At 63.4% G+C, this 13049-nt stretch carries 16 protein-coding genes; 1 reads left to right on the forward strand and 15 read right to left on the reverse strand.

Translation table 11 applies throughout. From position 1 onward, the window contains the following. The 8 genes from T18_RS04585 to T18_RS04620 form a co-directional block, all read right to left on the reverse strand. The coding region (locus tag T18_RS04585; RefSeq protein ID WP_323455188.1) for a baseplate multidomain protein megatron at positions 1 to 2820 on the reverse strand (2820 nt) is incomplete at its 3' end. A gap of 17 nt (positions 2821 to 2837) precedes the next feature. Beyond that, complete coding sequence (locus T18_RS04590) at positions 2838 to 3272, reverse strand: NlpC/P60 family protein (protein WP_038490381.1); 435 nt, start codon at positions 3270 to 3272, stop codon at positions 2838 to 2840. Next, complete coding sequence (locus tag T18_RS04595) at positions 3269 to 4153, reverse strand: DUF2163 domain-containing protein (protein WP_038490378.1); 885 nt, start codon at positions 4151 to 4153, stop codon at positions 3269 to 3271. The genes T18_RS04590 and T18_RS04595 overlap by 4 nt, the downstream gene beginning before the upstream one ends. Continuing rightward, positions 4150 to 4788, reverse strand: a complete 639-nt coding sequence (locus tag T18_RS04600; protein WP_038490375.1) for a TIGR02217 family protein — start codon at positions 4786 to 4788, stop codon at positions 4150 to 4152. The genes T18_RS04595 and T18_RS04600 overlap by 4 nt, the downstream gene beginning before the upstream one ends. Positions 4789 to 4878: 90 nt before the next feature. Beyond that, the gene (locus T18_RS04605) at positions 4879 to 5460 is read right to left on the reverse strand and encodes a phage tail tape measure protein (RefSeq protein ID WP_038490372.1); all 582 of its coding nucleotides are present in this window, start codon (positions 5458 to 5460) and stop codon (positions 4879 to 4881) included. A 97-nt stretch (positions 5461 to 5557) separates the two neighbouring features. Then, on the reverse strand, positions 5558 to 5779 hold the full coding sequence (locus T18_RS04610; RefSeq protein WP_038490369.1) for a rcc01693 family protein: 222 nt from the start codon (positions 5777 to 5779) through the stop codon (positions 5558 to 5560). Continuing rightward, the gene (locus tag T18_RS04615) at positions 5776 to 6132 is read right to left on the reverse strand and encodes a gene transfer agent family protein (RefSeq protein ID WP_038490366.1); all 357 of its coding nucleotides are present in this window, start codon (positions 6130 to 6132) and stop codon (positions 5776 to 5778) included. Before T18_RS04615 ends, T18_RS04610 begins: the two co-directional genes overlap by 4 nt. Continuing rightward, positions 6132 to 6539 (reverse strand): phage major tail protein, TP901-1 family, encoded by a 408-nt coding sequence (locus T18_RS04620; RefSeq protein ID WP_003512111.1) that lies wholly within the window; start codon positions 6537 to 6539, stop codon positions 6132 to 6134. The genes T18_RS04615 and T18_RS04620 overlap by 1 nt, the downstream gene beginning before the upstream one ends. Positions 6540 to 6646: 107 nt before the next feature. On the opposite strand from T18_RS04620, the gene T18_RS04625 reads away from it, so the two are divergent. Then, on the forward strand, positions 6647 to 7846 hold the full coding sequence (locus T18_RS04625) for an MFS transporter (protein ID WP_038490363.1): 1200 nt from the start codon (positions 6647 to 6649) through the stop codon (positions 7844 to 7846). Positions 7847 to 7853: 7 nt separating this feature from the next. Here T18_RS04625 and T18_RS04630 read toward each other — a convergent pair whose 3' ends face one another. The 7 genes from T18_RS04630 to T18_RS04660 form a co-directional block, all read right to left on the reverse strand. Continuing rightward, positions 7854 to 8249, reverse strand: coding sequence for a DUF3168 domain-containing protein (locus T18_RS04630; RefSeq protein WP_038490360.1), 396 nt, complete (start codon positions 8247 to 8249; stop codon positions 7854 to 7856). Then, complete coding sequence (locus tag T18_RS04635; protein WP_013635738.1) at positions 8246 to 8581, reverse strand: phage head closure protein; 336 nt, start codon at positions 8579 to 8581, stop codon at positions 8246 to 8248. Before T18_RS04635 ends, T18_RS04630 begins: the two co-directional genes overlap by 4 nt. A gap of 3 nt (positions 8582 to 8584) precedes the next feature. Then, positions 8585 to 9154: a head-tail connector protein gene (locus T18_RS04640; protein WP_019564079.1), complete on the reverse strand. Its 570-nt coding sequence runs from the start codon at positions 9152 to 9154 to the stop codon at positions 8585 to 8587. Between the two features lie 112 nt (positions 9155 to 9266). Then, the gene (locus T18_RS04645; protein ID WP_038490357.1) at positions 9267 to 10535 is read right to left on the reverse strand and encodes a phage major capsid protein; all 1269 of its coding nucleotides are present in this window, start codon (positions 10533 to 10535) and stop codon (positions 9267 to 9269) included. Positions 10536 to 10572: 37 nt separating this feature from the next. Next, positions 10573 to 11163 carry an HK97 family phage prohead protease gene (locus tag T18_RS04650; protein WP_038490354.1) on the reverse strand — a complete coding sequence of 197 codons (591 nt, stop codon included), beginning with the start codon at positions 11161 to 11163 and terminating at the stop codon, positions 10573 to 10575. 41 nt (positions 11164 to 11204) lie between these two features. Next, entirely contained in the window at positions 11205 to 11525 is a 321-nt protein-coding gene (locus T18_RS04655) for a DUF6107 family protein (protein WP_003512100.1), read from the reverse strand. 187 nt (positions 11526 to 11712) lie between these two features. Further along, on the reverse strand, positions 11713 to 12879 hold the full coding sequence (locus tag T18_RS04660; protein WP_038490351.1) for a phage portal protein: 1167 nt from the start codon (positions 12877 to 12879) through the stop codon (positions 11713 to 11715). Positions 12880 to 13049: the final 170 nt, after the last annotated feature.

Genomic DNA, 13049 nt, shown 5'->3' on the forward strand with positions numbered 1-13049 from the left:
GACGGATGCCGCGGAAAAGGCGCGCGCCTCCACTTGCCGTACAGCACCGTCCTCAATCCGGCTGACCAGGAACCTCCCTGCCGGAGCCTCCGAAAACACATTCTGCGGGAGACGAATGCAATCGCCGGGTTCCAGAGCGATATCTGCGGGCGGCAACGCAAAACGCAGCGTGCGCCGCGCCTGCCTGTTGTCACGCAACAGGGCCTCCGCCGCGGCTTCCGCCTTTTCCGCCGGGAGTGCCGCGCTAAGGTCGAGCCGCATGACGCGGCTGCCGGCATTGTCGATACGGCGCGAACGCACGCTCGCCTGCTCGTAGTCCAGCGCCGGATTGAACGAGGTCAGCACGGCCTCTGCGGCGAAATCACTGTCATGTCCGCGATTTTCCGACCACGGCGGTTCGTCGTCCAGATCGGCCAGCACGGCAGCGTCACGCACGGGCAGAACCGCCGTATTGCGAGAGCGGAAGCGCAGGGTTCCGCCGTCCTCGGCGACATCCACCTGAAACGCCGTCATCAGCGGCTCCAGGAGGTTGCGGGCCGAGGTCACGTCGCCCTGCACATATCCCGTCAGATCGCCACTGACGGCAGAGACGTCGAAGCCGGAAAATCCATGGTCCGTCAGGATCGCGGCGATGGTATCGGCAAGCGTGGCAGTCCCAAGCCGGCCGTTCAGCCAATGGCCGGTACGCCAGTTGGCCCCATCGCTCCAGGCCGCGCCGTTCTGCGGAAAGGCGGGGAACGGCCGCGCATCCCAGGTCCACATATAGACGCGGTTCGGATCCACCATCGCCGCATCGCCCTTCCCCCTCCAGTGGTCGAGATGCGCCTCCAGAAACCGTCGCTGCTGGCTGTCGGCGCGGCTTCTGCGGGAAAAATAGGGATAAGCGTTTTCCGCCGATTTCGGATCGGGAAAGACATTCGGGCGCGTCGCACTCTTGTCCACCGCCGGGCAGCCGAGTTCGGTGAACCAGATCGGTTTCGACCCCGGCACCCATGCGGTTGGCGTCAACTTCTCCGCACCGCGCACCCGGTCAAAATGGGCATTCTGCCACCAGCTTCGCAGGTCCTTGTAGCGGAATACCCACGGCTTGCCCTTGAGACCATCGGTGATGGGCGTGCGCCGCCGCGCCGCGCGGTTGGCATGGCTGGCGTAATACCAGTCGAAACCCTCGCCCGCCGTGATGGCACGACGGAAGGCGTTAGCATCGTCCGGGCCGCTCATACCATCAGGATTGCCGTTTGCGGCATCCTCGTCGCGCCAGTCGGAAAGCGGCATATAATTGTCGATGCCGATGGCATCGATATCAGGGCTTGCCCACAGCGGATCTAGATTGAAGAACACGTCGCCGGAACCGTCCGCCGGCTGATAGCCGAAATATTCGCTCCAGTCCGCGCCATAGGTCAGTTTCGTTCCCGACCCGACAACGGCGCGCACATCCGCCGCCAGCCGCACCAGTTCCTCCACGAAAGGAAAGGCGTCGTTATGGTCGCGCAGGCTTGTCAGCCCGCGCAGCTCCGAGCCGATCAGGAAGGCATCCACCCCACCCGCCTGCGCCACCAGCGCCGCATAATGCAGCACCATGCGTCGATACCCCTCAGCGCGGTTGCAGAAGGTGGAAATCTCCGTGCGCGTGCCTGCACTGCGGTCGGGCGAACCTGCCAGGCCCGGTGCCGGTAAACAGGTGATGCGTCCGCGCCAGCCATAGGCGTCCTGCTCGCCTTTGCCGTAGGGGTCCGGCAAGCCGTTGCCGGCTGGCACATCCATCATCACGAATGGATAAAGGCAAACCTTCAGACCACGCGCCTTGAGGTCGGCTATCGCCTGCACAACGCTTTGATCATCCGGCGTGCCACCACAGGCCGGGCCGCCGCCGTGATGGCTGACGAGATGCGCTTGCCCACGCGAAACACCGGCGACGGACCATGCCGCACTTTCCCTGTCGCGACCCGCCACTTCCACACCCGGCAGAATGCGGCATTCGCCCGCGCGCATGTCGGTGCCGAACCAGCTCACCACCAGCGCCACGCTTTGCAGATTGGGGCACAGCGCCTGCAATTCGTCGATCGCGGCCTGCCAGTCGGTTAAGGCCGTCAGGCAATTGCGGTTCATGATGCGACTTTCGCCCATGCCGGTTCGTTCCGAAACCTGCGCCGTGGCGTAACCGTGTTCCGTCGCACCGGGAATGACGGTGATGGCACGGATGGCTTTTTCCAGCCGGCCGACCGGTCGCACCACCTCGAACTGCATCAGCGGAATGCGGTTGCCATAGCTGTCAAGCGGCAGGCGTTCGAACACGACATAGGCCAACCCGCGAAAGGCGGGTGCATTGCCTGCGCCCTGTTTTGCCTCGATCAGCGGATCCGGTAATTGCGTCTCGCTGCCGGGATAAAAGCGCATCTCGACGGCGCTCAGGTCCAGTTCCCGCCCATCGGCCCAGACGCGCCGCACCATGGCCGCGTCGCCCTCGCACAGCCCGACGGCGAGATTGGCGAAGTAGCGGAAGGTCTCGACCTTCGGGCCGCGATTGCCCTTGCCGCCGCGACGCGTCACCTCGACGCTTTCCTCAAAGCGCGTCGCCCAGATCAGCGTACCGCCGATCCTCGCCGTGCCGTAAAGCCGGTTGATGGCCGCGCCTTCGTCCGCACCCGGAATACGCGCTGTGGAAAGCCGGGCGCCGGACACCGTCCGCCCGTTCGAAAGCAGCGCGCGGTCGACGGCATTGCCCGCCAGCGCGCCAGCCGCGCGGCCGATGATGGCAGCCACGGGGCCGAAAACGCCGCCGAGTGCTGCACCCGCCGCCTGAAAGAGAATGGTCGCCATGGTCGCCTCGAAAAATGTCAGGGTTCGGGAAATCGGAAGACGCCGGCAATACGTCGCTTCCAGCCGGGCACCAGCGCCGAGCGCACCACTGCCGCCTGTTCATAGGCATGGATGAAATGCTGCGGCCCGGCGAGAATGCCGAGATGTTTGGCCGCTGCATGGGCCCGCCAGCGGAACAGCAGCAGGTCGCCCGGCATCGCCTCTTCCATATCAGGCACCGCCGAAAAATAACGTGTCGCGGCATCCAGCAGCCGGTCCTCGCCGCCCCGCTCGGCCCAATCTGGTGTGTAGGGCGGCGGCAGTTCCGGTTCCTCGCCGTAAAGCGAGCGCCAGATGCCCCTGACAAGGCCGAGGCAATCGCAGCCAACGCCTTGCAACGACGCCTGATGCCGGTAGGGCGTGCCGATCCAGCCTTGCGCGAGCGCCAGCACTTTTTCTGAGGTACTGCTCATGGAAACAGCGCCCCGCCGTCATGGGTCTGGCCGCCGCTGGCGTAGGAATAGGCGAAATCCGCCCCCGGCAGATGCGGAAAGCCACGAAAGTTCAGGTAATTGGCGAATTTCGCCTTGCAGGTCGCAAAACTTCTGTCGCAACCGGCGATGACGGAAAAAACATCACCCGGCTGCGGCGGTTGCTCCGGAGTGAGCCAAAAGGACAGAAGCGTGCCGCCATCGCGTTTCTCGTGGCCGTCGAGATCGAAACCCATGCCGACAAGTTGGCCGCTCAGAAACCGCAATTTCCCCCGGCTGAAGAAACCATCGGCGAAAGCGTCCAGCCCTGTCACCAGCAGGTTGCCCGCCGCGTCCATGCCCGCAACGCTGCCGGTGCCGGTAAATCGATTGAGATCGACGCCGCATCGCCTATCACCAAGGGCGGCATCGCAGCGCCGGCCATAGACCCTGCCCTGCGGCTGGGAAAGACGATGGGCGATGCTGCGCAGCTCGGCACGAAACGCCCCGCCCGCCCGTGTCACCTCGCCGATTTCGCGCATGTTCAGCAGCACATGCTGTTCCGGCACCTGCCAGTTGACGAGGTAGAGCGCCACCTGCGCACCATCGAAACTTCCGGCGGCCAGATCGCTTTCGGAAATCGCCTCACTGGAAAAGCCGCCCGTCACTTCGCCCGCACTCGCGCCAAGTCCGGCCTCGCTGTCGCTGTCACTCGCACCAAAGCCGCTTGCGGCCAGGTAGGCAGTACCGGCGAAGGAAAGGGTCTCGTCATGGTCGGTAAAACCGATGACCTCGCCGTCCTTCAGCGTCACTTTCCAGCAATGGCAGGTGGTCGTGGCCTCGCCCGCCAGATGTTCGGCCAAAGCGGCAGGAATGGTCTTCATGGCAGGATTTCCATCAATGGAATGGAGGGAATGCGGCCCGCCTCGAAGGCGGTAAGGTTCACGTCGATGCGGTCGATTGCAAATCGCACCGGCACGTCGAATTCGAAACCGGCCCGAATTGCGGCACCGGCAGGCGGCGCCTTACCGGCGCGAAACGTCACCGTACCGGTCGCATGGTCGACCGAAAAATCCGACAAGACGGCTTTCACCCCATCGACTGAGATGATGACCGAAGCCTCGACCGGCTTCGCCACCCGCCGGGTGAAGGAACCGCCCGCATCGGCATAGGTCTTCACCAGCTGAAAAGCCGTCGTCGTGCCGTCACCGGTGCCGATCTTCTGGTCGCTTGCAGCAGGTGTCTGGCCCGGCGGACACGATTTGAAATCCACCGGGTCGCGAAACCGAAAGCCATGGAGTTCACCGCGCCGCGCCTCGAAAAAGGACAGCACCTCGTAAAGATCGGCAACGGAGCGAATGCCCGATCCTGCGTCATAGGCGCGTCTGGCATTCTTCCAACGCTGGTTGCGGTTCTCCCGCCCATTGGAAAGGTTGACGATATCGGTTCTCCTTACCGGCCCGCCGCTCACGCCAAGCGCCAGCCTCAGCGGAAACCGCACTTCATGAAATGCCGCCATGTCGTTGTTCCTGGATTCGTTTTGATAGTCTGGGAAAGATGGAAGGATCACGCTCGACACAGAGGTCGTGCAGGGAGGAGGTTCAATCCGTCACAGGCCGCGCTGGCCACGCCCGACGCTGCGCGCCAGCATGGCCGCGATCTGGCCTTCACTTTTTCTGAAGCTCGCCGCATCCGTCGCTGTCACATTGAAAACGATCTGCGCGCCGCCGCCACCCGCCGGTGCGGCAACGCCGAGCGCCCCATCCGAACCACGCTTCAGCGGCAGGATCGCCTCGGCACCCGCTTCGCCCATCAGGCCAAGCCCGCCGCCCATCGGGAAGAAGGCCGGGCTTGCGACCACACCGCCATCGGCAAAGGGCGTGATACTGCGTCCCGGCACCCCGCCATCGGCAAAGGCCAACAGCGAACCGCCGCCATTCAAAAGCCCGCCCACGGCATTGCCGATCATGTTCTCAAGCGGCTTCAGCCCGGCGGAAAGCGCAATGCCGGAGAGCCGTTCGCCAAGCCCGCGCAACACGTCATCCAACCCCTTGCCGCCCGTCACCGCGGCCTGCATGGCAGAAGTCAATGCCGCCCCGAACCGCTCGGAACGCCGTTCGAGATCACCCATCACCTCCGAAAGCGCTTCCGCTTCCTCGCGACTGTCCGCAATCGATACTTCGCCTGCCATCACGCTTGCCTTTCTGATTCAAAACGGAGCCGTAGATGTTTGAATTGCCTGGTCGTTTTCACGAAAGATGCACGTCCCCCAAAATAGCAAACCACACTCACCCATCCGGAAACCGCCGCATCATCGCATCCATCGCCGGGCGGTCGAGGGTGTGGAAAGCGGGGCGGATGCCGCCGGTCATGGCAAAGAATTCCCTTGGCGTCAGTTGCCAGAAGGTTTCGGAGGAAAGCCGCAGCAGGTGGAAACCGGTGTGTATTACCGCCTCCCAGGGAAAAGGACGCGGCGTCAGATCGCCCACCTCACCTGCTGCGGCACTCAAGGGTCCGGCGGCGTGCCCCTCGAACCGGCAAAGGTGGCTGTCAGGAGATCGGCGACGATGGCGGCGTGGCCGGCAAGGCCGCCTTCCACCGTGGCTGCGGCCACGTCCTCATCGGAAAACACGTTGCCCGCGCCGCGCAGACCGGCGCCGATCACCCGTATCATATCGGCCGCCTTCATACGTCCGGCTGCGAAACGTTCGGCGAGCGCGGTGAGATCATCGGCCTGAAAGGCGGTTTCGAGTTCGGCGAGAGCGCCGAGCGTCAGGCAAAGAACGCGCCTTTCGCCATCGATCAGCGCCTCAATCTCGCCGCGATGGCGGTTCGCCCGCCCGTAACGTAACCCTTGCGGCATCACAGTGCTCCGAAATTAAGGAAACCGGCCGATTCCAGCGCGGTCTCGAATTGCACTTCGCCATCGTGGCGACCGGAATATTCGAGTGCGACGATCTGGAACGGCCCGGTGATCGTGCCGAAGTCAGGAATGACGATCTGCCAGCCCGGAATGGAGCCAGCGAAAAATGCACCACGCACCAGCGCATCGCTTGCCTGATCCTTGAAGATGCCCGACGCCGTCAGCGATGCCCGCTGCACGCCGGCGCCGGCCAGAAGCTCGCGCCAGCGCCCGGCGCTTTCGCCGTCGGTAATATCGACCGCCTGCGCGTTGAAGGCCAGACGCTTGGTTCTGAGCCCCGCCACGGTCACATAGGAGCCGGCGTTGTTGAACTTCAGCAGCAGGTCCTTGCCCTTCTGCGCCACCATGGTGTTCTCCCTCTCGTTTCGATTGATGTCGTCTCGTTTGATGTTGCCGGGTCGCAACTGGCCTGCTACCAAAAGCATTCCCGCATCTCGCACCCGCGATTTTCATCATGTCTGATGCCACCCCCTTCACGTCTCGCGCGCGCCTTATCGGCGTGCTTGCGGTTGGGCAGGTCGTCAGCTGGGGCACCGGTTTCGACATGCTGGCCATACTGGGGCCACGCGTCGGACAGGAACTGGCCATCGCAAACGAGGTCGTTTTTGCCGGTCTCACCGTCATGATGACGATCAGCGCCCTCTGCGGCCCGCTTCTGGGAAGAACGCTGGTGCGCCGTGGTGCCGCCCCTGTTCTTGTGGCGGGTTCGTTGCTGTTCACGGCGGGTTTTGTCGTGCTCGCCTTTGCGGGCGGCGTGATCAGCTATGTCCTCGGCTGGGTCGTGATGGGTCTGGCCGCGACCTGCGGCCTGACGACTGCGGCCCATACCGCTGTGGTGGAACGTGTCGGCGCGGAAAGTGGCCGGTCGCTGACGCTTCTGATGGTGTTTACCGGGCTTTCGGCAGCGGTTTTCCTGCCCGTCACCACCGTCGCAGATCAGCACCTGGGCTGGCGCGGCACCCTTTTGGTATATGCCTGTCTGCAGATATTCGTGCTTCTGCCACTCTATGTTTTTGTCCTTCCCGGACGAAGGACGAGCAATACTCCAGGCACGTCGAAAGGCGCTGCGGTCTCGACATCGCCTGTCGATACGCGGCGCGCCTTTCTGCTTCTGGCGGCAATGACGACGCTTAGCGCCTTCACAGCCTTTGGCTTTTCGCCGCTCCTGCCTCTGATGCTGGTCCATGCCGGCGCATCGCAATCGCTCGCCGTGCAACTGGCAGCCGTGCGTAGCGTGCTTGCGATCATGGCGCGCGGGTTGGATTTTCTGCTTGGAAAACACGGCAATCCCTTCGTCACCTGCATGATCGGCTTAGGTATGCTGCTCGCATCCTTCGTGCTGTTGCTCGTTTTTGCCCCGGCCATGCCCGCTTTCATCGGCTTCATCATTTTCTTCGGCTTTGGCGCGGGCGTGCTCACCGTCAGTCGCGCGGTGTTGCCGCTCGCGGTATTTTCACCGGAACAATATGGCCTTCAGGCTGCGCGTATCTCCCTGCCGCAGAACCTTGCCATTGCCGTGGCGCCCGTCATTTTCACGCTGGCGCTGGATCGCGGCGGGGTGGCGGCCATGCTCACCATCGCCGCCGTGCTGATCAGCATTTCGTTTCTGCTGCTGATCGTGCTTTGGCGCACCGTGCGCAAACAGAATTCCTGAACCGACCCTATTCCGTTACCGCCCTGAAATGCATTTCTGCGAGGAAGTTCCGTGTCTTCGGCTCGCGCCGCGAACGGCTCGAGAGAAGCTGCAGATTGACGAGCGAGATACCGACAAGCGGAAGGGCGGCATCGTCGAGCAGGGTTTTCACCCGCCCGGCAATCTCACCCGCGCACCTGCGGCCATTGGCATCGCTCCAGATGTCCAGCGACAGAAAATGTTCTTCGGCCTTTTCCGTCGCCGTCGAGTAATCGCGGCTTTCAAGTTCGCCGATAACGATCAGGGGCAGGATGGCGCGCGGCAAAAGCCGGTCGACGATACCGCCGGGGATGAGCGCCATCAGAGCAGCGTCGCCGGAAAGTTTTGCGAAAATCGCCTGTAGAAGCACATTTGCGGCACTCACGGGCTTTCCTCCTCACAGCGGCAGACGATGAAACGGCGGGTCTCGTCCGGATCCATCACGGCCCGGATCGCCAGAATGCGCCGTCCCTTGCGAAAGCGCATGCCGGCAACAATGTCGCTGCGCCAGACCAGCCAGACGCGGTGGGTGATTGTTACGCCCTCAGCCGAGGCCCGCTCATGCGAGGCATTCGAAACAGGTTCGATAGCCGCCCAGAGCGAACGCAGGAAACTCCAGCTTTCCGCGGCCCCACCCTGCCCGTCCGTTACCTCGCTGCGCACCTCCAGCTCCAACCGCGCCGTAAGCTTGCCGGGGTCGAGAAAAACGAGGTTCATGGCTCAGAGCCCCACACGGCAGAACGGCGACACCAGCCGCTCGTAACCGGCCGGAACCGCTGCGGGTTGATTTTCCAGAGCAACGGCACCGCGGAAGGCGAACATCTGGGCCACATGCATCAGCATGGCGCGTTTCAGCGTATCGGGCACATCGGTTCCCGCCTCACCGTAACCGGCAATGAAGTCGATCTCGATGCCGTTCATCACCCGTCCGGGTGCTGGCAGGTCGCGCAGCCACAGCCGCGCCGGGCGAGCCTCGCCGTCAAGCAATCTGTCGGCGGCTGTGATGTCGGCCGCGCGCCCTTGACCGTCAAAAACCAGAATCGTTTCGATGGTTTGCACCGGTCCCTTACCAATCAGAATCATGCCACTCGGCGGCCACCGGTCGAGATAGAGCCGCCAGGTCTGGCGTATCAGGCAAAGTCCCGTCGTACGTTCCAGATGCTCGCGGGCGGTAAGGATCAGCGCAGCCAGCAGCGCATCCTCGTCGCCGCCGTCGAGACGCAAATGCGCCTTCACCTCGGCAAGCGTCAGCGGCTCCGCCTGCGGCGGATGAATGAGGGCATAGGTCATGGGGTCTCCGGATATGGGACAGAAAGAATTCCGGCCGAAAGCGTTTGGCGAAAATGTAGCATCCGCACGCCGTCACCCCCGACTTGGTCCGGGGTGACGGGGAAGATTGTGGTCAATTCACCCCGAACTTCACCAGCTTGATCGCCTCGAAGTTCTGCACGCCGCCGCCCACGCGCTTGGTGGTGTAGAACAGCACATAGGGTTTTGCCGAATAGGGATCGCGCAGGATGCGTACGCCGGTGCGGTCCACCACGAGGTAACCGGCGCGGAAATCACCGAAAGCGATGGCGAAGCTGTTTGCCGCGACATTCGGCATGTCTTCGGCCTCCATCACGGGAAAGCCCATCAGCGAGGCGGGCTGCCCGGCGGCAGCGGGCGGATGCCAGAGATAGGCGCCGCTGGTATCCTTGAAGCGGCGCAGCGCGCCTTGCGTCTTGCGGTTCATCACGAAGTTGCCGTTCTGGCGGTGGCCTGCCTTCAGTCCATAGACGGCATCCAGCAGCACATCCATTGGCCCCGCGGAGGCGAAGCCACCCGCAACACCGGTGGCGACATAACCGATATTGCCCCAGCTCCAGCTGTCATTGGCGACGGCCGTACAGGAGAGGAAACCCTTCGGTTTGTTGGTGCCGTCGCCGGCGATGAACGCCGCTGCCTCCTGTTCGGCAAAGGCAATGTCCACTTCCGAGGCGATCCAGGCCTCGATATCCACGGCCGCATCATCCAGCAACCCCTGGGTTGCGGCAGGCATGGCGTATAGTTCCATGGTCGGGAAGGAAAGTTCGGAGAGCTTCGGTGTCGTCGTCTCGGGGCGAGCCGCCGTTTCAGAGACCCAGCCGGTGGCAAATCCGCCCGGCGAAAACGGCTTCTTCAGCACGGCAGTGGAAACCTGCCGCACGGTCGCCAGCGACCGGATCGGTGAAATCGCCGTCATGCGGCGGCCGATCTCGCCATCCGTTTCAGTGGGCAGCAGATAACCACCATCGGCGCCTGTCGATCCGGCAAAGGCCTTGGCCTCCAGATCGCGCAGCGCGCCCTCCTCACCCCGGCGGATATAGGCTTCGAAGGCGGCCTTGTGCTCATCCGTATCGAGGGAATGCGCCTGCTTGCGGCCGAGCGCCGGGCGCGCTTTCTTGAGCGCCAGATCGTCCATGATCTTGCGGTTGTCATCGAGCGCCTTGTCGATGCGGTCGAGCTTGTCGCGGGTCACGACGTCGGACCCCATCTTGCGTTCGATATCGGAAAGCCGCTGGTCGTTGGTGTCGCGGAAGGCCTCGAAGGCCTCCATGAACTCGTCGAAGGCCGCCGTCATCGTATCGGGCACGGCCTTCACCTGCGGCGCAACCGTCATTGCGGCCGGTTTTGTCATCTGGTCTGTCATGTGGCCATCCTTGTTTTCGAAAGTGTTTGGGAGGAAGTCAGCGTTTGAAGGCTGTGTCGAAAAGCGAACGCGCCGCGCGGCGCATGGTGCGCACCAGCTCGGTTTCGCGGTCGCGGAAGAAGCGGGCGTGTTTGACATCCGAGACCCGCGCGGACGGCAGCATTGGAAAGGTCACCACAGAGATTTCCCAGAGATCGGCCTCCAGAATGCGCCTGACGCCAGAGCGTGCCGCCTTGCCGGAGCGCCCCTCCTTGCTGGAACGTACCGTGCGAAAACCGATCGAAAGCCCGTCCAGCGCGCCTGTCTTCATCAGCGAATGGACCTCGCGCGAACGCGCGACGCCGGGGGCGAGAACACCTTCCACGTAAAGCCCGCGCTGATCCTCGCGGATGGTACGCCATGCGCCGATCGGCTCGGCCGGATCGTGCTGGTAGAGCATCCGGATACCGCCCGCACCCCGTTCCTCGATGGAGCGGCGGAAAGCGCCGCGCTCGATCACGTCGCGGCCGAGATCGACCTCGCCGAAGACGCTGGCATAACCGGAAAACGTGCCGTCGCCAGCTATGCCGCGCAGTTCCAGATTGGCGAATTTGCGCGTGGCGGGGCGCGGCCCGCGATAGACGTGCATGGGAAACTCCTGCGATGTGAAAAGGGGGTGCCGCGTGGAGGCTAAGCGCGCGGACGGGCGTTGTAACGGTCGGCCACGCGCACCAGCAGGCCAAGCCCCCACCAGGCCACCATGCTGGCAGCGGCGGAGCCCGCCACCATGATTTCCCGGCCTGAAAGCGCGCCGGCAATCTCGAGTTGCTGCACGATCCACAGGCCCACGGGGCCGCCGAAGATCATGCCGCAGGAGACGCCGGTCACGAAACGGCTCGCCGCCTCGCGTTTGCTCTTCGGCAGGAGGTAGACGAGCGACACACCCGCGCCTGCGACGGCACCGGTGATGCGGGCGGCCCAGATGCCGCCTTCATTGGCGAATTCAGACATGGGTAATCATTCCGGTTTAGGATGTGAAAAATCGGACAGACGCGTCGCGTCGCCCGCAGGTCGGGTGTGCAGTTTCAAAACGCCATTTCGCGAGTCTTCAGAAACGCTTGAACGGCGAACCTCACAAAACGATTCCGCTGGTTCAGAAATTGGTCGAAGACGCGGCCAGGTGGCTCAAGCGCGGTGGCTAATACCCCACCGCCTCCCGCTTTTCCTCGTCGGTCAGAAACGACGCTGCGCCGATCCTTGTCCACAGGGCGTCCCGCTCACCGGCAAGACCGGCGATCCTGTCGAGATCCGGTTCCAGCCGCAGCCCGGAGCCGAAAATCGGCGACAGCCAGCCGCAGAGCCGTGCCGCCGTGCGGTTGACGAGCGGCAGCACGGTGAGACGATAGAAAGCGCGGTTTGCCTCCTGGTAATTGGCATAGGTATTGTCGCCGGGAATGCCGATCAGCATCGGCGGTACGCCGAGTGCAAGCGCGATGTCGCGTGCCGCACCGTTGCGTGCTTCCAGAAAATCCATGTCGCGCGGCGAAAGCCCCATGGCCTTCCAGTCGAGACCGCCTTCCAGAAGAAGCGGCCGGCCTGCATTCATCGCTCCTTGATAACCTTCCTCCAGCTCGCGCTTCAGCCGCTCATATTGCTCGGTGGAGAGATTGCCACCCTCTTTCGGCTGATAGACCAGTGCACCGGAAGGGCGAGCGGAATTGTCGAGCAGACGTTTGTTCCACTGGCTTGCGGCATTGTGGAGATCGAGAGCCGCGCCCGCCGAAGCAAGGGGAGCGAACCCGGCCCGATCGTCCAGCGGATGAAAAAGCTTCAGGTGCAGCAGCCCCAGCCCGTCACGTTCAGCAGCAATGCGCCTGATGGCGCGGCCCTCGGCACGATAATCGTAACCCACGGGCCAGCCATCCGCGCCTTCGATGATGCTCACCCGGTCCGGCCGTAGAAGATGCAGCTCGCGCAGTCGTTCGCCGACCACTAGCGGTTCGATATAGGCGTTGCCAGCCAACATCAGATGGCCATACAGCGTCTCGAAAAAGTCCGGCCCGCCCATATGAGCGCTGGGCTTGCCTAAAAGTGCGAGCAGCGGATGATCGCCGATCTCCTCATCGCCATCGTAAAGCAGCCAGCTCACCGATGCGGAGGCTTCTGCCACCATGCGGGCGGCGCGGTGCGCTACCGGGTTTTTCATGAAGCCCTCGCGGGCGAGTGCGGCATAGGAGCGGCCGGTCCAGAATGCCTGCCCACCCTGCGCCGCAACCGCCATGAAGCCGCCCGTCGCTGTCTTGCGTTCAGGCACGGCTCTGCCATCCGCCGGGCGCCGCCACGGCAGGGAAAACGGAAATCGCATGGAATTGTCCTTGTTTTAATGCGGGCTCAGTTTCCCGCCAGGCACTCATCCCTGTGCTCGTCACAGGGATTCAGCCAGCCCCAGTTTTTGGACTGGAAGCACTCTTTTCGCCGCGCAGACGCGCGTCGGCTGGCTTCCTGTGACAAGCACAGGAATGAGGGTGGAGGGCC

This window comes from Rhizobium sp. TBD182 (genome assembly GCF_001950375.1).
Taxonomy (GTDB): domain Bacteria; phylum Pseudomonadota; class Alphaproteobacteria; order Rhizobiales; family Rhizobiaceae; genus Agrobacterium; species Agrobacterium tumefaciens.